A 21,830-nucleotide genomic window follows, 5' to 3' on the forward strand; every position below is an offset into this window, starting at 1 on the left:
GCGGCGGCCGTCGGCTCAGGTCGAGGGGATCGCCTGGACGTCCAGTTCGAGCTCCACCCGCTCGCCCACGAGCCAGCCGCCGTTGTCGAGCGTCTTGTTCCAGCGGATGCCGTAGTCGGACCGGTTGATGGCGGCGCGCGCGGTGTAGAGCAGGCGCGTGGCGCCCCACGGGTCCTTCGACGTGGCCGCGTGACGCGCCTCGAACACCACGGGCTTCGTCACGTTGCGGATGGTCAGGTCGCCCAGCAGCCGGAAGCCGGAGCCCCCCGTGGGCTCCGTGCCCGTGCTCTTGAAGATGAGCTTCGGCGCGTTCTCCACGTCGAGGAAGTCCGCGGAGCGCAGGTGCGTGTCGCGGTCCGCGGCGCCCGTGTAGATGCTGGCCGCCTCCACGCTCATCTCGACCTCACCCTGGGTCGGCAGGTCGGCGTCCACGCGCAGCACGCCGGAGACCCGCTCGAAGCGGCCATGGACGCGCGCCACGACCATGTGGCGGGCGATGAACAAGACAGAAGAATGCGCGGAATCGATGTTCCAGGTGGTGACAGGCATGAGGGGGAGCGCTCGTCGGTGTGAGTCGAGTTGAGGTGTCGGAATCGACGTTGGGGGGATGTCGATGACCCCAGCATTCTAAGAAGAGAAGCACTCTGCTTGGCCAATTCTTGTCGCGCTGCATCGAGCACGAACGCGATGTGAATGCGACATGACATCGCGCATGAGCAAACGCGCGGTGATGTCAGGCCATGCATGAATTCCCGTCTGGCCGAGTCATGATTGTCTGAACGCGCCGTGAAGGATTCGCGTCGCCGGGATGTCCGGCCGTTCGCGTCCGACACGCCCCTACTAACGGTCCCAAGGTATCGGCCTCCGGGCGACCGGTGTGCCGGGAAGCGGTGGATGTCTCTCGCAGACCTCCACCGCGTGCTCACCACCGCGAGTCCTCGCGGCAGGAGCGACCGTACCCCCATGGCGCGTACACTCGGGCGTCCCGGCGACGTTCTTCCTCCAGCCCCGTCCATCACTCACGAAGCGGCCATGCGACGCACCATCGCGATCATCAACGGCGAGCCGTACTGGTCCGCCTGCTTCCCCGACTTCGACGTCGTCCCCGTCCGGCTCCAGGAGTCCTCGTGGGTGCTGCGCGAGGGCGAGCTGTGGTGCATCACCCGCGAGGCCGCGGTGCGGCTCGACGGCGTGCTCTGGCGCGTGGGGGCGATTCGCCCGACGCCGAAACACCGCACCGTGCTGGACCTGCTGCGGCTCAGTGGCGTGCCCTGCGTCAACCCGGCGGAGACGCTGGTGCGCTGCCACGACCGGCTGTCGATGCTGGCCGAGCTCCGCGCGGCGCGACTGCCGGTCATCCCGTTCGACGTCGCGGTGGGAGACGACATGGTCCGGCGCATCGCGCGGCCCGCGCCGTTCGTGGTGAAGGTGGGCAACCACCACGGGGGCTACGGCAAGACGCGGGTCCGCGACGCCTCCGAGTGGTTCGAGGTGGCAGACCTGCTGTTCGCGGCCGACGACTACGCCACGGTGGAGCCGTTCATCGACTACGCGCGGGACGTGCGCTGTCTGGCCATCGGGGACCGCTCCTGGGCCATGTCCCGGGCGGGCGCGGGCTGGAAGGCCAATGTCCAGACGCGCAAGCACCAGGTCATCGATCCGCCAGAGGAGCTCGTCGAGTACACGCGGCGGGCGCGGGAGCGGCTGGGCGCGGACATCGTCGCGCTCGACTTCCTGGAGGACCGCGACGGTCGCTTCGTCCTGCTCGAGTGCAACGACACGCCGGGCCTGTCCGGCTTCCCCGAGTCACTGAGAGAGGCCCTGGCGGAGTGCCTGAGGGCGAAGCTGCGCGCGTGAGGGGACTCCCCACGCCTCACGTCGTGGCGACGACGGGCGACGTGGCCTGGAGCGTGGGCGCCAGCACGAACTCGGCCTCCATCCGCTCCAGCCGACGCAGCTCCGCCTTCGCGCCGATGCGGTCGAACAGCTCGCGTGCCCGCGAGAGGAATTCCGCGCGGCGATGCGGCAGCGCCACCCCCGCGTCGAGGTACGCCACGCCCGTCTCCCAGACGTTGGGCGTGGCCTCGAGCACCGCGATGGCGCGCAGGAACAGCGGCTCCGCGGCCTCGGGGCCCCGCTTCAGCGCCAGCGCCCGCGCCGTCACCCGCAGCGCGGGTCCCTTCAGGTATTCGTAGCGATACCCCAGCAGGCGCGCCTTGAAGAGGCAGCGGTCGACGATGGCCCACAGCGTCTCTCGGGGCACCGCCACCGCGCCCTGCTCCAGCGCGAACAACGCCCCTTCCGCCGCGTCGACCAGGCCAATCTGGAGGAAGGGCACCAGCACCGGGTAGCGGAACAGCGCCTCGTCCGCGCGCACCGCCATCAGCCCCGCCTCCTCCACCTGGTGCTCGCGCACCGTCACGTTGACCAGGTGGTTGAGGCTGGCGCACTGGTTGGCCAGGTCCTGCACCTCGATGCTGATGCGCAAGCCCTGCTCCAGCTCCGCGCAGAGCTCACCCACGTCGCCCTCGCCGCGCAGGTAGCGCGTCAGCGGAATCCACGAGTGCGCCCAGCCCTGGTGCATCAGCGCGTTGAGGTCCGCCCCCACCTGCCCCATCTCCACGAAGGTCTTCTCCGCCGCCTCGAAGCGCGAGGACAGGAAGAGGCTCGCCCCCAGCAGCATCAACCCGGTCTGCACCTCCCACATGTCGCGCACCTGCCGCAGCAGCGCCACCGCCTGCTCGCCGAACTGCGAGGCCCGCGTGAGGTCGTTGTTGAAGATGGCCAGCGCCGACAGCCGGCTGAGCGCGATGCCCTCCGCCGCGGGGTCTCTCGCGCGCCGCGCGTAGTCCAGCGCCCGGGCACACCAGTGCGCCGCCCGTCCCAGGAAGCCCGAGCCGAACAGCAGCGCGCCGTAGTAGCTGCTCGCCAGGCTCAGCCCATGCTCCGTGCGCGCGCGCTGCGCCATCACCGCGGCCACCATCGTCGCCCACGAGAGCTTCTTGATGTCCGCGAAGTAGTAGATCTTGATGAGGGAGATCAGCGTGGACAACTGCTTGAGGTACTGCGGCAGCTTCGGCCCCAGGGGCCGCGCCAGCCACGGGAACAGCCCGTAGAGCAGATGCAGCCCGAAGGCCACGAGCGTGCGGCCCACCAGCGCGAACGAGCTGCGCGGCATGGGGCGGCCCAGCAGCTCCATGGCCATCTCCAGCTCCTGGAGTGCCCTGGGGGACTCGCCCTTCGCCTGGTGCGCGCTGCCCAGGCCCAGGTGGATCTCCGCCTGGCGCGTCACCAGCTCCTCGTCCGCCAGGCACTGCTCGAACATGTGGATGGCGCCGCCGTAGTTGCCCGCCTGCAGCAGCGTCTCCGCCAGCTCCTGCATCACCCGGCGCGTCTTGAGCAGCACCTCGTCCGGATCCAACGCCACCGTGCCGGAGAGGATCTCGATGGCGCGGTTGTAGTGGTGGACCGCGTCGTCGTTGGCGTACTGGCCCCGCGCGCTGCGGGCCGCCATCAGCGTGTACTCCAGCCCCTTCACCTCGTCGTTCCCGGTGAGGAAGTGGTACGCGAGGATACCGGCCGACGCGACGGGGTTGTCCCCCGCGCGGACTTCCAGGAAGCGCGCCATCCTCCGGTGCAGGTCCTCGCGCGAGGACACCAGCAGCGTGTTGTAGGCCGCGTCTCGGATGACGATGTGCTTGAAGATGCAGGTGAAGGGCTCCTCCAGCTCCAGGACGATGAGCCCCATGTGCGTCAGCGTGTCGATGGCGTCGCGGATGCGCTGCCGCGACACCGAGCCCGGCACCAGCGCCTCCACCGCGTCCAGCGTGAAGATGCGCCCCACGACGGACGCCACCTTCACGACCAGCTTCTCCGTCTCGCTGAGCAGGTCGATGCGCGCCAGCACCACGTCCTGGATGGAGTCCGGCAGCGCCAGCCCCTGGAGGCTGCGCTTGAGCTCCATCTGCGTCGCCCCCGGCGCCACCGGCCCCAGGTAGCCACCTTCGACCAGACCCTGGACGATGGACTCCGCGAAGAACGGATTGCCCTGCACCTTGCCGAGCAGCAGCTCCTCCAGCGATGGATCCGGCGGGTCCATGCGCAGGTGGACCCGCAGCAGCGAGCGCGTGTCCTCGTCCTCCAGGTTGGACAGCTCCAGGAGGCGCACGCCGGGCACGTCCTTGACGTTCTTGAGCTGCTCCCCCGGCCGCATCGTCACCAGCAGCGTCACCCGCAGCGCCGCCACGCGGGAGGCCACGTATTCGATGAGGTCGACGGAGATGTTGTCCGCCCAGTGCAGGTCCTCGAACAACAGCAGCAGGGGCGTCTCGCGGGAGCGCTTCTCCAACAGCTCGAAGATGATCTGGAAGACGCGCTGGTTCTTGCGCCGCGCGTCCAGCCCCCGCGTCTCCGGGTCCTCCGGCACGTCCAGGCCGAGGATGCCCGCCAGCACCGGAATCCACTCCGGACCGACGACCTCCAGCCCCGACATGCCCTCGCGCAGCCGGGCCAGGCGCGCGTCCACGTCGTCGCCCTCGTGCAGGCCGAACAACTGCACGAGCACCTCCTTCCAGGGGAAGAAGGGCGTGAACTTCTCGTACGAATAGCAGACGCCGTACAGGCTGCGGGCGCCACGCGACTCCGCCTCCTCCACCACCCGCGCCCCCAGCCGCGACTTGCCGATGCCCGCCTCGCCGGACACCACGCACACGCGCCCGCTGCCCGCCGCCGACTCGAGCACCGCCTGGTGGAGCAGGTCCAGTTCGCGCCGGCGGCCCACGATGCCGCCCCGCCCCTTGAGGAACAGGCTGCGGCGCACCTCCGCCTTGAGCCGGTAGACGGGCACCGGGCGCGAGACGCCCTTGAGCCGCGCGTCCTCCACGAACTCGGTGACGAAGCCGCCCTGCTGCAGCTTGCGCTCGGTGTGCGCGTCGATGTGGATGCCCGGGCCGTCCGAGTACGCCATCAGGCGCGCGGACATGTTCACCACCTCGCCCAGCGCGGAGTAGCCCTTGCGCCAGGGCGAGCCCATGTCCCCGAAGTACGCGTGCCCCGTCGCGATGCCGATGCACAGCTCGCGCACGTACGGGAAGGCTTCGCGCTCGCGCAACAGCTTGCACGCCAGCCGGCTGGCGAGGACCTCCTTGTTCTGCTGGGCCGTGGGCGCGCCGAACAGGACGTAGAGCACGTTGCCCTTGTCCGTGAAGTCCGTCATCAGCAGCACGCCACCGTGGTGGGCGCTCTCGCGCTGGACGTACTCGTAGAAGGCGTTCAGCTCCTGGGTGTAGGCCTCCACGTCCGCCAGCGAGTGGTCGGTCTGGAAGCGCACGAAGAAGCAGGTGACGTCGCGGAAGTCGCCGCCCAGCTCCTGGTGGGCGGTGGTGATCTTCGTGAAGAGCACCGGGTGCAGCAGCAGGGCACACCGCCCCACCAGCTCCTCGCCCCCCTTGGACGAATAGGACGGCGGCGCCCCCACGGGCAGCGGCACGGAGGGCTCCAGGCGGAACACACCGTCACGCTCCTCGCCCACCCGGGCCAGGTCCGGGAGCAGCGCCCACGCCTCCGGACTGAGCAGCACCTCGCCCACCCGGGCGCGCTTCTCCGCCGCCACCGCCTGCTCCAGGGGCCGGCCGATGAGCGCCGGGTGCATCCACATGCCCGTCGTGCCGAGCACGATGCGATGCGACTCCCCCACCCCGACGCCGATTCGGGACGACACGCTGAAGCGCTGCCCCAGCAGCTCCAACTGGGAGAAGCGCGCCAGCCGCCGTTGCACGTCGAGCGCGCACCGCGCCGCCCGCTGCACCGCGTCCGTGTCCTGCTCGCCCTGGCCGGGCTCGAAGCAGGCCAGGATGGAGTCACCGGCGAACTGGTAGATGTCGCCGCCGTGCGCGCGCACGACGTCGATCATCTCCGTGTAGTAGCTGCGCAGGAGCCGCTGGAGCGCGTCGATCCCCCGGGGGCCCGCCCCGCTCAGGCTGACGACGATGGGCGTGAAGCCCGCGATGTCGAGCACCAGGACGGCGCCCCGCACCGGCTCCACCGGAGGCAGTGCGTGCGCATCCGTGTGCTCGAGGCGGCGGATCAGCGCCCCGGGGATGTACGGACGCAGCGATGAGAGGACCAGGTCGATGTCCACCGACGACATGGAACGCCCCCTCAGACCCGCATCCCGCGCGCGCCCACCCCGTGGCTCCCCCGCCACACCAGGCCCCGCCCGCGGACATGGGGGCGCGAGTGGGGCGTCATCGCGACGACGGGGAACCAGCGGTCAGGTGGAGGTTCGACACGGATCATGGCGACGCACGAGGGCAACGGGACTCTCGACCCTTCGACGAGGAGCTGGAGTTCCCCCTCTCCCCATCCTAGTCGCTTTCCGCGTCTGCTTCCCGCTCCCTTGATTCTAATCTCGCTTTGCCAGCTTTCCCTGTTCACTGCATGGCGAGGCGGGAGGGCTCCCTCAGGGAGTCGAGGATGAACTCGGTGACGCGCTCGAGCGAGTCGGTGCGCTCCAGCTCCGACGAGAAGCGGCGGAAGGACTCGGGAGGTCCGAAGAGGATGATGGGCTTGCCGTAGCGCAGGGCGAGACTGGCCTCGGCGACCGTGCCCGCCCCACCCGGGAGGGCGACGAGGACATGGGGCGTCAGGACGTTGATGTGGTTGCGGCTGAGGGGATCCGTGCCCTGCTCCCCACTCAAGGGGAGGTGGGTGTAGATGGCCAGCTCCACGCCCTTGTTGGGATAGCCGGTGCGAGGCAGGTAGTCACCGTCGTGCACGGTGCCCGGGACGATGCCGATGGAGATGCCCCGGCGGCCCTCCACCTGGACGAACGCGTCCGCCGCCGCGCGCATGACGCCGCTGCCCGCGCCGGTGAGCAGGTCGAAGCCCGCCTCGGCGATCCACCTCGCCAGGGGGATGACGCGCTCGACATGATCTTCCTTGCCCGATCCGAAGACCCCGATGATCCGCCGTTCCCTTCGCATGGACTCCATTTCCTCCAACGAACCGCTCGACCCATGCGCCCAGCTTGGTCCATGCGGAAGGGGCGCACCCGGATCAACCGTTCAGTGAGGCACAGACGACGCATCCGGCGTTCACCGACGGAAGGATCCACCCCTGGACACCGCTCGAAATGACGCTTGATTGACGCCGGCCCGGAGGCGCTCACGCCGCGTCCGCCGGGCCCGGTTGTCAGACCCCCTCCCTACCCTCGTTCACGTGAGCCTGGAGGTCGGCCATGTTCGACACCTGTGGTGGATGTGAGCGGCGCGGTGGCGCCGGTGAAATCTTCGACTGGTGCGCCAACTGCGAGCTGTCGCGGTGCCCTCGCTGCATGACGCGGGGTTGCTGCGACAGTGTCCCCGCGGAGTCCGGGAGGGACGCCCCGCTGCTGCTGCCGGACCCGCCGTCGGAGGACGATGCGGTGGAGTTGCCGGAGCACTTCGGTGGCAGGTGCTGCGTGCACGCGCGGGCGGTGGCGTGCTCGTGCGCCTTCCACTGGGTCTGCGAGCGGCACGGCGACCAGCACATCGGCACGCACGACTGAGTCCGACGTCCGCGGGTGGCGCTCAGGACGCCGTGGCCTCGACGAGCGGCCGGGCCTGCGCGGGCCCCTGACAGGGCAGCTCCACCATGAAGCGCGCGCCGGCGCCGAGCGTGCTCTCCGCCCGGACCCGTCCACCGAGCGCGCCGACGATCTCCCGGACGATGAACAGGCCCAGGCCGAGCCCTCCGTACTCGCGCGACGAGACGGCCCGCTCGAAGCGGCCGAAGATGTGCGGGAGTCGCTCCTCCGGAATGCCGATGCCCCGGTCGAGGACACACAGCCGCACCTGCCCGTCGCCGCCGTCCACGAGTACGTCGATGGGCCGGCCCGCGCCGAACTTGAGCGCGTTGGACAACAGGTTCGTCACCACCTGCTCCAGCCGCACGCGGTCCCACCGCCCCACGCAACCGTCGCCCAGCCGCAGCTCGAGCGCGCAGCCGGAGCGGGAGAAGGCGTCGGACATGCCCTCCACGACGTCGCGCACCACCGCGGCCAGGTCCACCCACTCCAGGGTCAGGTGGAGGCGTCCCGTCTGGATGCGGGACACGTCGAGCAGCTCGTCCACCAGGTGCGCCAGGCGCCGCGTCTGGGATTGGGTGGCGCGAGAGGTGCGCTGGAGGGCCTCGCGCGAGGGCGCCTCGCTGCGCGCCAGCCCTTGCACCGACAGTTGAAGCGCGGTGATGGGCGTGTACAGCTCGTGCGCGGCGATGGAGAGGAACTCGTCGCGCAGGCGGACGGCGTCCTGCGCCTCGCGGTACAGCCGCGCGTTGTCCAGGGAGATGGCCGCGCGGTGCGCCAGCTCCTGCGCCAACTCCAGGTCGGCGGGCCCATAGTGCCGCCCCGGCTCCGACGAGACCAGGGAGATGACCCCGAGCGTCCGCCCCCGGGCCAGCAGCGGCACGGCCATGAGGGTGTTCGCGTGGAGGCTCCGCATCAGCTCCACGTGCCGCGCGTCCCGGCACAGCGCCTCCAGCAGCCGGTCGCTCAGCTCCGGAATCAGCAGGGGCTCGCGCGTGCGCAGCACGGTGACGGCGGGCACCGTGGCGTCCCATCCAGGCGAGTACACGTCCCGCAGCTCGCGGGAGACCCCTTCCATGGAGGGGTCCGCGTGCGCGGTGGCCAGCCGGTGGATGCCCCCGGACGCGTCGACGACGTCGATGGTGCACACCGTGCAGAGCGACGACACGCACAGCCGCGCCAGCCGCGCCAGCGTGGCCTCGTAGTCGAGCGACTCGGCGAGCAGCACGCTGGACTCCGCCAGGAAGCGCAACGCCCCCTCCGCGCGGCGCCGCTCCTCGAAGAGCAGGCTGTTCTCCAGGGAGATGGCCATCTGCGACGACAGGAGCTGGAGCACCCTCACGCGGTCCGGGGTGAAGGCGTGGGTGGCCAGGTTGTTTTCCAGGTAGAGGACGCCCATCGTCCGGGCGTGGCGGCGGATGGGGACCACCAGCGCCGACTTCACGCGCTGGCGCACGACGTAGGCATCCGCCACGAAGCGCCCCTGGTGGGCGGCGTCGCCCAGGACCACCGCGTCCCCGCTCTGGTACGCGTGGCCGACGAGCGAGTCGGGCACGTGCTCGGAGCCCACGAGCGGCAGGTGGACGCGGGAGACGGGCTCCCCCACCGCGCCCACCGCCTCCAGCACGAGCCGCCGCTGCTCCTCGAGCACCAGCGCGCCGCGCTGCGCGCCCGCCACCTCCAGACACACCGCCATCAACTTCTCGAGCAGCCGCTCCAGGGCGACCTCGCCGGAGAGCGTCTGCGCCGCCTTGAGGATGCTCGAGAGGTCGAGCGACGCGCCCCGGAAGTCGTCCCCCGTGGGCGTGACGGCCCGCTCCCACATCCCCGGCTCCTGGGCCTGGACGTCGGGGAACTCCTCCTGGAGCGCGGCCACCACCGCCTTGGCGCCCCACCGGGCGAAGCCCTCGCGCGCGGCGCGCAGGTACAGCGACGCCACGCGCTTGCGGCCCTGCGCGCCATAGAGCCGCCCCGCCAGCAGGTTCGCGAGGGCCTCGTCCTGAGGGAAGCCCTCCTCGCGGGCCCGGTCGATGGCCTCGTCGAGCAGCTCCGCCGCGTCCGCCAGGCGTCCCTCCAACCGGGCCACCTCCGCGGCCATCATCCGCTGGCGGTGGCGGAAGTTCTCCGGGCAGTTCCTCGCCCAGTGCTGGAAGCGCCGAAGCGCCGCCTCCACCCCGGACACCAGCGCGGCGCGCGCCTCGCCCGTCACCGCGTCCGCGCTCGCGCCCAGGGTGAGCGCCGCGAAGAAGGTGTGCTCGGTGACGTTGAACAGCGGCTGGATGAAGCGCAGGGACTCCTCCGACGCGCGGAGCATCTCCCGCGCCCCCGCCAGGTCCCCCACCAGGAACGAGGTCTGCAACCGCAGGAGCTGGAACTGCCCGAGGATGGTCGGGTCGCCCCGCGAGGAGGAGAGGAACGTCCGGGTGTCGAAGCTCGCGTCGTCGTAGCTGGCGCGCTCGCGCGTGCGCCCCTGGAGGCACCGCACCGCCTGGCGCAGCGCCAGTTGCATGTCCGCCATGGCGTGCTGGCCGCTCTTGCGGTCGAAGGCCAGCGCGGACTCCACCTCCGCGTGGACGCGGTCCAGCTCCGTGCCCAGGCGCAGCCGGGTGAAGCTCGCGGACGCCAGCAGGTAGGCGACGTACTGGGGCTCGCCGCTCTCCAGTCCGGCGGCGATGCCCCGGCGCAGCAGCGGCATCGAGGAGCGCAGCGGCTCGCGCCAGTGGCGGAGGTAGAACACGAACGCGGCGAGGACGCGGCACTCCTCGCGCGGGTTCCCCAGCCGGCGCACCAGCTCCACGCCCAGGTGGCTGAACGGGTGGCCCTGGGCGTAATCCCCCCTCGACTCGCCGTAGACGAGGCCGAAGCACACGTACGCGAAGGCCGAATACAGCGAGTTGCCGTGCGCCAGGGTGAGGTTCAGCATCCGGGTGTAGATGAAGGAGAACATCGGCGGGTCGGAGAACCAGGCCGCGATGCCCGCGCTCATGAGCAGCCGCATGCAGCCCAGCTCCGCCTCCGTCTCCATGGCCGGCGCGGAGAGCAGCTCCGCCTCCGTGCGCCCCCGCCGGTTCACCTCCACCCAGGCCAGCTCCGCCTGGAACGCCGCCGTGGCGTCGCCGTCCGGCAGCTCCATGCCGAACAGCCGCAGTCCCTCGCGCGCGTGGGCCAGCGCCGCCCGGTGGTCGCGGTCCAGGACGGCCGCGCTCATGCGGAGGGCGAACAGGTCCGCCTTCTCCAGGGGCGTCGTCGCGTGGTCCATCGACGTGTCGATGAGGCGCTCGGCCAGCGGCCCGTTTCCGGAGAGCTGCGCGCACTCTGCCGCCTCCTGGTGCAGCCGCAGCATCAGCGCCGGCCGCGTGTGCCACGCGTCCTCCGGCAGCAGCGTCATGGCGCGGGTGAAGTAGGCCAGCGCGGAGCCGAACGCGGAGGCATCCCGCACCTTGCGGCCCGCGCGGATGTTGAGGTCGGCGAGCCACCCGCGCCCTTCCGCGTCCTCCATCCAATCGCCCCCCAGGTGGAAGTGGTCCACCACCTCGCACACGCGCCGCTCCGCCTCCGGCCCCGTGGCGTCTTCCCACATCCGCGCGCCGATGCGCCGGTGCCACCGCGCGCGCTCGTCGTCCGACAGCAGCGAATACGCCGCCTGCCGCACCCGGTCGTGCGCGAAGCGGTAGGTCGTCCGGCGAGACGCGGAGGCCTCCACGGGCGCATCCCCCGCCCCCGGCGCGTGGCGGGGCCCCCGCCCCTCGGGGAGCAGGAGCCCCGCGCGCAGGGCGCACCACAGGCCCCCCGCCGTCGCCTCCACGGACCGGTCCACCACCCGCGACAGGAGCCACAGGTCCACCGGTCCGCGCATGCACGCGGCGACCTCCAGCAGCCGCTGCGTGCCCTCCGGGAGCTGGCGGATGGCCTCCAGCATCAGCTCGACGACGTTGTCGGTGACGTCCGACCGGGCGATGCGCTCCAGCTCCCAGCGCCACGCCCCCACCTCCAGGTCGTACGTCAGGAGCCCCGTGCGGTGCAGGTGCCGCAGGAAGTGGTCCACGGCGAAGGGATTGCCCGCCGTCTTCTCCAGCACGAGCGTGGCCAGCGGTCGGGCGCGCGCGACGCCACAGCGCAGCGCGTCCGCGCACAGCGACGTGAGCGCCTCCAGGCCGAGCGGCCCCAGCTCCACCTGTCGGGAGGGCGCGCCCGTGGGCGACGCCAGCAGCCGCGCGAGGGGGTGTCCCGTCCCCCAGCCCGTGGGCCGGAAGGCGCCCAGCAGCAGCAGGTGGTGCAGCTCCGAGTCCGCCGCCAGGCGCTCCAACAACTCGAGCGTGGCCGCGTCCGCCCACTGCAGGTCGTCCAGGAAGACCACCAGCGGCGCCTGGGCCGTGGCCAGGTCGCGCAGGAAGGCCTGGAACACGAGGTGGAAGCGCGTGCCGGACTCCTTGGGGCCCAGCACCGCCACCGGCGGCTGCTCGCCCACCAGCCGCTCCAGCTCCGGCAGGATGTCCGTGAGCACGCGGCCCTGCACGCCCAGCGCCTCCTGCAGGCGCCGCCGCCACGCATCCACCTCCTCCGGTGGCTGCTCCAGCAGCGACTCCACCAGGCCGCTCACGGCCTCCACCAGCGAGGCATAGGGCGTCTGCCCCTCGAGCTCCGGGCACTTTCCGGACAGGAAGCGCCCGCGCCCCTGCATGTGGCGGTGCAGCGACTCGGCGAGCGCCGTCTTCCCGCTACCAGACGCCCCGGACAGCACGAGCCACTCCTTCGCGCCGCGCTGGATCCGCGCGAAGGACGCGTCCAGGACGGCCAGCTCCGCCTCGCGTCCGTAGAGGCGCTCGGGGAGGCCCAGCTCCCGCGCCAGGTCGTGGCGGCCCAGCTCGAAGGCGATGGCCGACGACTCCGGGCCGCGCCACCGGCGCTGGATTTCGCGCAGGTCCTCCGCCAGGGCCTCGGCGCTCTGGTAGCGCTCCTCGGGCACCTTGGCGAGCAGGCGCTGCACCAACTCCGAGAGGATGGAGGGCACGCGGGGGTTCTTGTCGACGAGCGGCACGGGGGGCTGCGCGAGCAGCGTGTGCACCAGCTCCGCGGCGTCCGTGGACATGAACGGCGCCTCACCCGTGAGCATCTCGTAGAAGGACGCGCCCAGCGCGTAGAGGTCCGCGCGGTGGTCCACGAGCCGCTGGAGGCGCCCCGTCTGCTCGGGCGCGATGTAGCGCAGCGTCCCCTCGAAGCCACCCGGCACGCCGGCATCCTGCGCCAGCCCCGGCATCCGCGTGGCCAGGTCGAAGTCGATCATCACCAGCCGCCGACCGCCCGGTGCGACCGCCAGGTTGGCGGGACTCAGGTCCCGGTGGATGACGCGGTGGCGGTGCAGCGCCCCCAGCGATCCGGCGACGTCCACGGCCAGCTCCAGGAACACGTCGACGTCCAGGGGCCCCCTGCGCAACCACTCCTGGAGGTCGCAGGGCCCGGCGTCCTCCAGGACGAGCGCGGGCAGTCCCGCGACGTCCTCCAGCGCCACCGTCCGCTCGATGCCCGGCACGTCCCGCAGGTCGCGGAGCATGTCGTGTTCATGGCGCAGCATGGCGGTGCTGCTGTCCGCCAGGGGCCCTTCACGGACCACCTTGAGGACACGCGGCGCGCCCGCGTCCGTCCACGCGCGGAACACGTCGAACCGGTGACCTCGATAGACTCTCCGAACATCCTGGTAGCCGGGCAGCTCCCACATCACGGCCCTCGACGGCAGTCCCCCCGGAGAAGGTGCACATGACGACGGATCCGGGTGCCCTCGGAGCTAACGAAGCTCCCCGCCAGACTGTCCAGGGGTGGAGGGCGGCTCCCGCTCGATCGCCAACATGCCAGGGCCGCGGTGCGCGGGAATCGAACGATTCGGCCCCGCGCACCGTCGCTTCAGCGCGTCGCGGTGAAGCCCCGCTCGACGGAGCACCGGGGCTGTCCCTCCACGGTGTCCTCGTGGGTGACGCGGAAGGTCCCCGAGAAGGTCACCTGCTCGTCCGCCCGCGTCGGGTCCTGGGAGAAGTCCCCCTCGAACACATAGCGCAGGAAGAACGGTGACTCCTCGCGCCCCCACCGTTGCGCGCGACCGGTGAGGTCGAGCGACATCACCCCACCCCCGAAGTAGATTCCCGTCAGGTCGAAGGACTCGCCCTCGAGCGTCGCGGTGACCTCGACCCCGTCCGATGGACGCGAGAGCACCAGTGTCTTGCCTTGCGGCAGTGACACCCCGGACGCGGCGCAGTCGGCCCCCAGGGAGGACGCGTCGTCGAACCGCAGGACGTACGTGCCCTGGATCTCCCCTCCGCGCCCCTGGGTGGGCGACGAATCGCCACCGCCGCAGCCCGGATTGCCCATGCCACTGCCCATGGTCAGCACCGCGCACACCACCACCAGCGGAAGACGCAGCGCCTTCACCACCGGACGCCAGCCGTGGCCCCGGAACGTCGTGTCATGCATGTCGGACTCCCCCGTCTCGGATTCTTCGCCTGCCCCGGCCCCTGGCCAGGACGAAGCGGTGAGGATACTCCGACCCACGCCTCCGGAGGAGGTGGTCCCCGCGCCCCCAGCCGCGCCTCACCCCACGGGGCGACGCGGAGCGGTTGGCCGCGCGAAAGCAGGGGCCGGGCGTTACCATGGGGCCCTCATGAGGCCGCACTTCCACGTGGCCGGCTTCCCGGTCCGGGTCCACCCGTTGTTCTTCCTCACCACGCTGGCCGCGGGGTGGGGCTTCGCGCGCGACCCGGCGCTGCTGGCGCTGTGGATGGCCGTGGCGTTCGCGGCCGTGCTCATCCACGAGCTGGGCCACGCGCTCGCCTTCCGGCGCTTCGGCTGCGCGGCGCGCATCGACCTGCATGGCATGGGCGGCACGGCCCATGGCGAGGACACGGGCCGGCTGACGCACCTGCAGTCCGCGTGGGTGTCCTTCTCCGGCCCGGGTGCCGGATTCCTCGTCGGCGGGCTGGTGTGGGCCGCCACGCGGCTGGCCCCGCCCGGCGCGCTGGACGGCCGCGTGGGTCAGGTCGTCGGCATGTGGCTCTGGGTCAACGTCGGCTGGGGCCTGTTCAACCTGCTGCCCTTCCAGCCCCTGGACGGAGGCCACCTGCTGGCCTCGCTGGTCCGGGCCTGGAGGGGCTACCGCTACGAGCGGCACCTGCACGTCGTGGGCATCGCCACCGCGGCCCTGGTGGCGGGCTACAGCGTCTGGAGCGGCCAGATATGGCTCGGCCTGCTCGCGCTCACCATCGGGGTGATGAACTTCGAGCAGCTACGCCGGCTCCCCCGGCCCGCCCCCGTGTCCGCGGCGGCGCCCCGGAGCGTGCGCATCCGTCGCCGCTCGACGGCCGGCGCCGTCACCCTGGACGAGCTGCTCGGACGCGCGCCCGTGGCGCCCACGCCGCCGGAGTCCTCGCCCGCACCCGCGCAAGCCGAGGCACCCCAGGTCGTGCAGGAGACCCGGGACCTCGAGCCCCCTCACGACCCCGCCGTGGTGGGACGCCTGCTGCTCGACAGCGGCCTGTCCACGCTCGCGGTCCGCCCCCTCCAGGAGGCCTTCGCCCGGGCGCCCTCTCCGGGCACGGCGCACGCGCTCGTCCTCGCCCTGCTGGAGGCCGGGCGCACCGCGGAGCTGGCGGCGCTCCTGTCGGGCCCCCGCGCCGCGCACCTCGAGGAGGAGGCCCTGGAGGCCATCGCCGCGAGGGCCCGGACCACCGGCGAGCGCTCGCTGGCGGACCGCGTCACCGCCTTGCGACACGCTCGCGCTCCTAAGTCGGATGAGCGAGGCTGATTGCCGCGCCGCGCCACCCGCGCCTCATTGGCTGATGGGTTACCCAGGGGTCGTGTTCGACTTGAGAAATGGGGGCGCATCCGGGTTATAGGGGCGTCCCCTCCAGCCCGAGGAAGCCCGCGCGTGTCTCGACCCCGCCTCATCAAAGAATCGTCCGCGCCGCTCCCACTCGACAGGGAGCTGCTGGTCCGCATCCACGACCTGATGGTCAAAACGCGCACCCTCGAGGAGCGCCTCATCCAGATGTACAAGCAGGGCCACGGCTACTTCTGGATCGGCGGTCCCGGCGAGGAGGCGTTCAACGTCCCGCTCGGCCTGCTGATGAAGAAGGGCCAGGGTCCGGAATACGACTATCTGCACGCCCACTACCGCCAGTCCGGCACGCTGCTCGCCCTGGGTGAGGAGCCCATCGGCGCGCTGCGGCAGATGAAGAACACCGCGACGGACCCCTACTCCGGCGGCCGCAACTTCGCGGGCCACTTCTCGCTGCGCAAGTACAACGTGGCGCCGGTGAGCTCGCCCATCGAGGTGCAGTACGCCATCGCGCCGGGCACGGCCATGGTGCAGAAGCGCGTGGGCGGCGACGGCATCACCATCGTCACCGGCGGCGACGCGGGCACGGCCGAGGGCGACTTCGCCTCGTGCCTGGTGTGGTCGAGCCGCCCCGCCAACCCGCTGCCCATCCTCATCATCGTCACCAACAACAAGTGGGGCATCTCCACGGCGGGTGACGGCCAGCACGGCGAGACGCGCGTGAGCGACCGCGGCAAGGCCTTCAACATCCAGTCGAAGACCATCGACGGCAACGACCCGGTGGTGGCGTACCAGGAGCTGAAGGAGGCCATGGAGTACGTGCGCAAGGAGCGCAAGCCCTTCCTCCTGGAGGCCATGGTGTCGCGCCTGTACGGCCACTCCTCCGCGTCCGGCGCGAACTACGTGTCGGAAGAGGTGGACTGCCTGAAGAACTTCGAGGCGCGGCTGGAGCAGGAGGGCGTCCTGACGCGGCAGCAGATGGACGACCTGCGCAACCGCTACACGGAGGAGATGGCCGCCGCCGCCCGCACCGCGCGCGACGAGCCGTTGCCCGACCCGGAAAGCATCTGGAAGCACATCTTCGCGGAGGACAAGTAACCCATGGCCAACATGGCACAGGCCATTCGCATGGCCCTCCACTACGCCGAGGAGAACCTCGGTGTGACGGACATCTTCGGCGAGGACGTGGGCGCGCCGCTGGGCGGCGTCTTCACCTGCACGCAGGGCCTGAAGACGACGTGGAACTCGCCGCTCGACGAGCGCGGCATCATCGGCGCGGCCATGGGCATCGCCATGGGTGGCGGGCGTCCGGTCGCGGAGATCCAGTTCTGCGACTACGTCTACAACACCATCGACCTGCTCAAGCTGGCGGGCAACACCTGCTGGTCGAGCAACGGCGACTGGAACCTGCCCATGGTGGTGCGCACGCCGGTGGGCAGCGGCATCCGCGGGTCCATCTACCACTCGCACTCGTTCGACGCGACGATGACGCACATCCCCGGCTGGAAGGTGGTCATGCCCTCCACGCCGCTGGACGCGTACGGCCTGCTCATCTCCGCCTGCAAGGAGCAGAACCCGGTGATGTTCCTGGAGCCCAAGGCGCTGCTGCGCGTGAAGGGCGAGGAGCGCATCCCGGGTGAGCCGGACGACGACCGCGCGCTGTCGAAGCTCATCGACGCGCCGCTGGGCGACCGCTCCCAGTGGGTGCCGCAGTGGCCCCAGCTGGAGGCGTACGCGGTGCCCATCGGCAAGGGCAAGCTCGTGCGCGAGGGCACCCAGGTGACGGTGGTCAGCTACGGCCGCACCCTGCCCCTGTGCGCGCGCGCCGCCGCCACGCTCGCCGACGAGGGCCTCAGCGTGGAGGTCATCGACCTGCGCTCGCTGTGGCCGTACGACTGGGAGATGATCAAGGCCTCCGTCCAGAAGACGGGCCGCGTGCTCTTCGTCAACGAGGACACGGAGGTCACCAACTTCGGTGAGCACCTGATGCGGCGCACGGTGGAGGAGCTGTTCTACTCCCTGCTCGCCGCGCCGAAGCTCCTCGCCGGCAAGTTCCTCCCCGGCATCGGCCTGGCCGACACGCTGGAGATGGCCTCCGTGCCCCAGCAGAACGACATCACCACGGCGCTGCGGACGCTCGCCCACGAGCAGCCGTAAGGGCCACACCCACAAACACCCCGTGGGCCCGGGCCCACGGAAGCACCGGGGCCGTCGTTCCTCTTTGGAGGAGCGGCGGCCCTTTCGTTAGACTCCCAACTGCCTTGTCACAGCCAATCGTCCGCACCGTCACCCCCGTTGGAGCCGAAGCCCCCGCCTTCCGCATTCGCCGTGCGCGACGCGGCGACGCCGAGGCCATGGCGTCACTGCTGCGCGAGCTGGGCTATCCGCAGGGCACCGACCAGCAGACGGTGCACTGGGTGGTGAGTCATCCGGAGATTGAGATCTTCGTCGCGGGCGACCCGCAGGACCGGCCCGTGGGCATGGTGTCCTTCTCCCACCGGCCGCAACTGCGGCTGCGCGGCCGGGTGGCCACCATCGACGAGCTGGTGGTGACGGAGTCCTGGCGCCGGCGGGGCGTGGGCCGCGCGCTCATCAAGCAGATCCTGGAGCGGTGCAAGGTGCTCAGCGCCCGCCAGCTCCAGCTCGTCTCGCCCATGACGACCACCCCGGAGGCGCGCGAGTTCTACACCGCGTGCGGCTTCTCGGAGATCGACGCGGGCGTGTTCCGCCACGTGGAGACGGAAGGGCGCCGCTAGAGGCCCCCACCCTCCCGGGTGGCGGCGCCGCTCAGCGCTTGAAGCGCTCGACCACGCGCTGCAGGCGCGTGCGGTCCTCGTCGCTCACGTCCGTGAAGCGCACGCCGATGGCCTCCTGCTCGTCGCGCACCCACGCGACGATGCCCGTGAGGTGGAACTCCTCGCCGGCGATGTCCATGGACAGGCTCACCTTGGAGCCCACGTCGTAGGCCTTGCGCGTGCGCAGGCACAGGCCGCCGGCCGATACGTTGATGGAGAACACGCGCAGCGCTCGCGCGGCGTCCTCCTGCTGCGTGAAGCGCACCGCGAACCGGGCGGTGACGCGCTCATCGGCCCGCCGGTTCGCGTATGTGGCCGCGTCCGCTCCCGCCATCTCTGCTTCCGCCGCCTTGCTAGTCATGTGCACCCGCTACCCCCAGGTTCCCTGCTGGCGACCACGCCCGCCTCCCGTCGACGTCCAGGATTCTGACGCGCCAGGCCACCCCTCGGGCCCCGGTCATTCCAGCAAGTGTCCGCTGCTTTCCAGCCTCGATTCAAGTGGGGCCCGCCGAATGAGTGGCATCGGGTATGTGCCCACGCGGATTCGACGTGGGAGGAAGGGATGCGCATGCGGCTCTGGGTGTGGCTCGGGTCCCTGGTGTTGTCACTCGCCCTGGCCGCTTGCGATGACAATGACGACCACGAACCCTCGTCGTCCGGGGATTCCGGCATAGACGGCGGTGCCCGGGGAGACGGAGGTCTCCAGGATGGGGGCCTCGCCTGCGACGTGGCGCGGCAGGAGGGGTGCGGGGCCGGGGAGAGTTGTCATTTCGCGAACCTTCCGGGGGGCGGGACGGGGAGCCGGTGCTTCGCGGCGGAGTGCGACGTGGTGAAGCAGGACTGCGCGGCAGGCCTGCGCTGCACGTACGCGGGAGCCGGCGGCGTGACGTCGCGGCGGTGCGTGGCGGCGGGGACGGCGACGGAGGGCGCGCGCTGCACGCTGGCGCCGACGGACGCCGGGCTCGCGTTCGACACGTGCGAGGCGGGCCTGTTCTGCAAGGACGAGCGCCAGGACGACGGCGGCACGGCGTTCTCCTGCCGGCGGCTCTGCCACACCTCCACGCAGTGTGACGCCTCGGAGGCCTGCAACACCGTGCTGCGGCTGGCGGGGACGCCGGAGCTGCCGCTCCTGTGTGGAGAGCGTTCGCAGCCGTGCGACCCGTTCGCGCAGGCCTGCGCCGCGCCGTTGAGCTGCTACCCCTCCTCTTCCGGTCCGGTGTGCGCGGGCAGTGGCACCCGAGGTCCGGGCGAGTCCTGCGACTTCAGCAACCAGTGCGCGCCGGGCAGCGCGTGCGTGGCGGCGGGCGTGGGGCTCACGTGCCGTCCCTTGTGCAGACCTGGAGGGCCGCCCGCCTGCTCCTCGGGCACGTGCCGGCCGTTGAGCGGCAACGCGGGGGTGGGTGCGTGCCTACCGTGAAACGCGGTTCCCACTCCGGGCAACTTCGCCACCCGCGTCGGTAGCGCGGGGGTGATGCAAGCCCCGACGGTGCGCTCCGCGAGGAAAGGCGCGTGTCCGTCCCGCCGGAGACCGGGGGAGCGTGCGGCGAAGGCCTCGCGGGTTGCATGGCGCGAATGCCTGTCGCCGGGGGGAGGGGTGTACATCCTGCGTCGTCGGGAGGGAGCGACGATGCGAATGTGGCGAACGTGGCTCGGGACCCTGGCGTGCGTGGCGAGCGTGCAATGGGGGTGCTCCTCCAGCAACGCGGAGGCACCGACCTCGGAGGAACCTTCCGCGGAGACGAGTGAGCCCACGGAGGGCGTCGAACGTCCGGACGTCCCCGTCGACGTGGCGCCGGTGGTCGACGACAACGGACAGGAGAGCGAGACGCCGCCACCCGCGCCACCGCCCCCTCCGGACACGTTCCAGCCCGGCTTCCACCAGGCCCTGCGCTGGTCGCACTCCGTGGGCGCCCTCACCACGTTCCGCATGCGCATCCCGGTGGCGCGCGCGGGCAAGCGCGTCGAGGTGACGTTCCGCGCCGGGGACGGGAGCCTCGTGCTCCAGCGCGCGACGGTGGCGCGCGCGGCCCCGGACGGCACGCTCCTGACGCCGCCCGTGGCGCTGACGTTCGGTGGCAAGCCGGGCTTCACGGCGACGCCCCGTCAACTGGTGCGCTCGGACCCGACGGACTTCCCGGTGTCCTTCCACGACGAGCTGGCCATCACCTTCGAGGTGCGAGGCGCGCTGGCCGCCAGCGCCATCAACGCCTTCCCCGGCGGACTGGTCCGCTCGGGCACCCACGCGCTGACGACGTCCGCGCTGGGCGGTGACGCCTTCGAGCGCTCGGTGGGCGTGGCCACGGTGGAGGTCGAGGGGCCCCCGTCCCGAGCCTTCATCGCCCTGGGGGACAGCATCACCGAGGGCTACATGGACCTGACGAACGACACGCGCAACGCGTGGCCGTCGCTGGTGGAGACGCAGTTGGGCATCCCCGTGGTGAACGCGGGCGTCAGCGGCCAGGGCTTCTACGACGCCCTGCGGCTGCTCGACGACGAGGTGCTGGCCGTCACCGGCGTCACCGACTGCATCGTCCTGCTGGGCACCAACGACCTGGGCGAGACGGGCGCGGAGGAGCAGATGGAGGCGCGCATGCTGGTGCTGGTGCAGCGGCTGGAGCCCTTCTGCCACGTCTGGGTGGGCACGCTGCTGCCGAAGGAGAAGACGAACTACGGCGCCTATGCGCTGGTGAAGACGCAGCGGCTCCAGTTCAACGCGTGGCTGCGCGCGGGCGGCACGGGCGCGGAGGTCATCGACACGGAGGCGGTGACGCGCAGGCCCGACGACGTGCACCGCTACCTCGACGGCTACGGCGCGGACGGCATCCACCCGAGCGCCGAGGGCCACAAGGCCATCGCCGCCGAGGTGGCGCGGGTGCTGCGCGAGAAGGGCGTCCAGTAGGTCTGGCGCCCCACCCCGGGCCTCATGCGGGCCCGGGGCCGAGGACGTTGTGCAGCACGAGCAGGTCCGCCAGGGCGGGCGGGGCCAGGAGCCAGTCGTTCGCCAGGGGCACCCAGCGCACCGGCGCGTGGGCGCCCTCCAGCCGCGTGTTCACCTGGTGCAGCAGGGGCTCGAAGGTGGTGGCGGGGGCGTCCCAGTCCCCCGGGCCCGCGGGGACCTCGACGGGCTCCGGCTCCACCACGAACACGTCGCGCCCCTGGACGGGCTTCACGCCGAAGCCCGGCAGGTAGGGCTGCATGGCCGCCTCCAGCCGCTCCAGCAGCGAGGCGTCCTCGTAGGGGTGCGACAGCTCCCAGTCGAAGAAGGTGGGCAGTTGGGCCAACAGCTCCTGGCGCAGCGGGTCCTCGCGGCTGACGCGCCAGTGGTGCTCCGCCAGGTCATACGCCGTGGCGGGCACCTTCAGCTCCCACTGCTCCAGCTTCGCCAGCAGCTCGCCCATGCGCTCCACCAGCTCCGCCGGGGGCTCGGCGCGCGACACCCAGCGCACCTCGGAGGCGGACACGCCCCGGCGCTCGGCCCTCACCCGGTCCCCGACACGGAGCTGGAAGGGAGGCTCCCCCGACTCCGGCTCCGGGTAGAGCGACGTGTTGACCAGCCCTCCCCCGGCGTCCGGCCGCAGCCTCGCGAAGCCGTGCTTCGGGTTGACCTCCTCCACGGTGAACGTGTCCTGGGGCATCCCTTCCTCCTCGC

At 71.5% G+C, this 21,830-nt stretch carries 15 protein-coding genes; 8 read left to right on the forward strand and 7 right to left on the reverse strand.

The features are described 5' to 3' along the window. Positions 1-15 precede the first annotated feature (15 nt). Positions 16-549: a YceI family protein gene (locus LZ198_RS06190; RefSeq protein ID WP_253970943.1), complete on the reverse strand. Its 534-nt coding sequence runs from the start codon at positions 547-549 to the stop codon at positions 16-18. 483 nt (positions 550-1,032) lie between these two features. On the opposite strand from LZ198_RS06190, the gene LZ198_RS06195 reads away from it, so the two are divergent. Next, the gene (locus tag LZ198_RS06195; RefSeq protein WP_253970944.1) at positions 1,033-1,857 is read left to right on the forward strand and encodes an ATP-grasp domain-containing protein; all 825 of its coding nucleotides are present in this window, start codon (positions 1,033-1,035) and stop codon (positions 1,855-1,857) included. A gap of 16 nt (positions 1,858-1,873) precedes the next feature. Here LZ198_RS06195 and LZ198_RS06200 read toward each other — a convergent pair whose 3' ends face one another. Beyond that, entirely contained in the window at positions 1,874-6,148 is a 4,275-nt protein-coding gene (locus LZ198_RS06200; RefSeq protein WP_323382017.1) for an AAA family ATPase, read from the reverse strand. A gap of 283 nt (positions 6,149-6,431) precedes the next feature. After that, the gene (locus LZ198_RS06205) at positions 6,432-6,983 is read right to left on the reverse strand and encodes an SLOG cluster 4 domain-containing protein (protein WP_253970945.1); all 552 of its coding nucleotides are present in this window, start codon (positions 6,981-6,983) and stop codon (positions 6,432-6,434) included. A gap of 254 nt (positions 6,984-7,237) precedes the next feature. Here LZ198_RS06205 and LZ198_RS06210 point away from each other — a divergent pair, with 254 nt between their 5' ends. Then, positions 7,238-7,546: a hypothetical protein gene (locus LZ198_RS06210; protein WP_253970946.1), complete on the forward strand. Its 309-nt coding sequence runs from the start codon at positions 7,238-7,240 to the stop codon at positions 7,544-7,546. A gap of 22 nt (positions 7,547-7,568) precedes the next feature. Here LZ198_RS06210 and LZ198_RS06215 read toward each other — a convergent pair whose 3' ends face one another. After that, entirely contained in the window at positions 7,569-13,280 is a 5,712-nt protein-coding gene (locus tag LZ198_RS06215) for an AAA family ATPase (RefSeq protein WP_253970947.1), read from the reverse strand. A 182-nt stretch (positions 13,281-13,462) separates the two neighbouring features. Further along, positions 13,463-14,026 carry a hypothetical protein gene (locus LZ198_RS06220; protein WP_253970948.1) on the reverse strand — a complete coding sequence of 188 codons (564 nt, stop codon included), beginning with the start codon at positions 14,024-14,026 and terminating at the stop codon, positions 13,463-13,465. 187 nt (positions 14,027-14,213) lie between these two features. Here LZ198_RS06220 and LZ198_RS06225 point away from each other — a divergent pair, with 187 nt between their 5' ends. The 4 genes from LZ198_RS06225 (at position 14,214) to LZ198_RS06240 (ending at position 18,142) form a co-directional block, all read left to right on the forward strand. Further along, positions 14,214-15,353 carry a site-2 protease family protein gene (locus LZ198_RS06225; RefSeq protein WP_253970949.1) on the forward strand — a complete coding sequence of 380 codons (1,140 nt, stop codon included), beginning with the start codon at positions 14,214-14,216 and terminating at the stop codon, positions 15,351-15,353. A gap of 123 nt (positions 15,354-15,476) precedes the next feature. Next, a complete protein-coding gene (locus tag LZ198_RS06230; RefSeq protein WP_253970950.1) occupies positions 15,477-16,484 on the forward strand; it encodes a thiamine pyrophosphate-dependent dehydrogenase E1 component subunit alpha in 1,008 nt (335 codons plus the stop codon). A 3-nt stretch (positions 16,485-16,487) separates the two neighbouring features. Continuing rightward, on the forward strand, positions 16,488-17,543 hold the full coding sequence (locus tag LZ198_RS06235; protein WP_253970951.1) for an alpha-ketoacid dehydrogenase subunit beta: 1,056 nt from the start codon (positions 16,488-16,490) through the stop codon (positions 17,541-17,543). 197 nt (positions 17,544-17,740) lie between these two features. Beyond that, the gene (locus LZ198_RS06240) at positions 17,741-18,142 is read left to right on the forward strand and encodes a GNAT family N-acetyltransferase (RefSeq protein ID WP_253970952.1); all 402 of its coding nucleotides are present in this window, start codon (positions 17,741-17,743) and stop codon (positions 18,140-18,142) included. Between the two features lie 31 nt (positions 18,143-18,173). Here the strand turns inward: LZ198_RS06240 and LZ198_RS06245 are convergent, their stop codons facing one another. Then, positions 18,174-18,542 (reverse strand): TIGR02266 family protein, encoded by a 369-nt coding sequence (locus LZ198_RS06245; protein ID WP_253970953.1) that lies wholly within the window; start codon positions 18,540-18,542, stop codon positions 18,174-18,176. Between the two features lie 465 nt (positions 18,543-19,007). Between LZ198_RS06245 and LZ198_RS06250 the strand changes: the two genes are divergently transcribed. Both LZ198_RS06250 and LZ198_RS06255 read left to right on the forward strand, forming a co-directional pair. Beyond that, the gene (locus LZ198_RS06250; RefSeq protein ID WP_253970954.1) at positions 19,008-19,598 is read left to right on the forward strand and encodes a hypothetical protein; all 591 of its coding nucleotides are present in this window, start codon (positions 19,008-19,010) and stop codon (positions 19,596-19,598) included. Positions 19,599-19,808: 210 nt separating this feature from the next. Next, positions 19,809-21,080, forward strand: a complete 1,272-nt coding sequence (locus tag LZ198_RS06255) for an SGNH/GDSL hydrolase family protein (protein ID WP_253970955.1) — start codon at positions 19,809-19,811, stop codon at positions 21,078-21,080. A 22-nt stretch (positions 21,081-21,102) separates the two neighbouring features. Here the strand turns inward: LZ198_RS06255 and LZ198_RS06260 are convergent, their stop codons facing one another. Next, entirely contained in the window at positions 21,103-21,816 is a 714-nt protein-coding gene (locus LZ198_RS06260; RefSeq protein WP_253970956.1) for a hypothetical protein, read from the reverse strand. Positions 21,817-21,830: the final 14 nt, after the last annotated feature.

This window comes from Myxococcus dinghuensis, from assembly GCF_024198235.1.
In the GTDB taxonomy this organism is placed as follows: domain Bacteria; phylum Myxococcota; class Myxococcia; order Myxococcales; family Myxococcaceae; genus Myxococcus; species Myxococcus dinghuensis.

Excerpts from the sequence above, each read along its gene's own strand:
- LZ198_RS06255 (WP_253970955.1), top strand. The coding sequence starts at position 19,809 with ATGCGAATGTGGCGAACGTGGCTCGGGACCCTGGCGTGCGTGGCGAGC.
- LZ198_RS06245 (WP_253970953.1), bottom strand. The coding sequence starts at position 18,542 with ATGACTAGCAAGGCGGCGGAAGCAGAGATGGCGGGAGCGGACGCGGCC.
- LZ198_RS06195 (WP_253970944.1), top strand. The coding sequence starts at position 1,033 with ATGCGACGCACCATCGCGATCATCAACGGCGAGCCGTACTGGTCCGCC.
- LZ198_RS06240 (WP_253970952.1), top strand. The coding sequence starts at position 17,741 with ATGGCGTCACTGCTGCGCGAGCTGGGCTATCCGCAGGGCACCGACCAG.
- LZ198_RS06235 (WP_253970951.1), top strand. The coding sequence starts at position 16,488 with ATGGCCAACATGGCACAGGCCATTCGCATGGCCCTCCACTACGCCGAG.
- LZ198_RS06210 (WP_253970946.1), top strand. The coding sequence starts at position 7,238 with ATGTTCGACACCTGTGGTGGATGTGAGCGGCGCGGTGGCGCCGGTGAA.
- LZ198_RS06205 (WP_253970945.1), bottom strand. The coding sequence starts at position 6,983 with ATGCGAAGGGAACGGCGGATCATCGGGGTCTTCGGATCGGGCAAGGAA.
- LZ198_RS06200 (WP_323382017.1), bottom strand. The coding sequence starts at position 6,148 with ATGTCGTCGGTGGACATCGACCTGGTCCTCTCATCGCTGCGTCCGTAC.
- LZ198_RS06215 (WP_253970947.1), bottom strand. The coding sequence starts at position 13,280 with ATGTGGGAGCTGCCCGGCTACCAGGATGTTCGGAGAGTCTATCGAGGT.
- LZ198_RS06260 (WP_253970956.1), bottom strand. The coding sequence starts at position 21,816 with ATGCCCCAGGACACGTTCACCGTGGAGGAGGTCAACCCGAAGCACGGC.
- LZ198_RS06225 (WP_253970949.1), top strand. The coding sequence starts at position 14,214 with ATGAGGCCGCACTTCCACGTGGCCGGCTTCCCGGTCCGGGTCCACCCG.
- LZ198_RS06220 (WP_253970948.1), bottom strand. The coding sequence starts at position 14,026 with ATGCATGACACGACGTTCCGGGGCCACGGCTGGCGTCCGGTGGTGAAG.
- LZ198_RS06190 (WP_253970943.1), bottom strand. The coding sequence starts at position 549 with ATGCCTGTCACCACCTGGAACATCGATTCCGCGCATTCTTCTGTCTTG.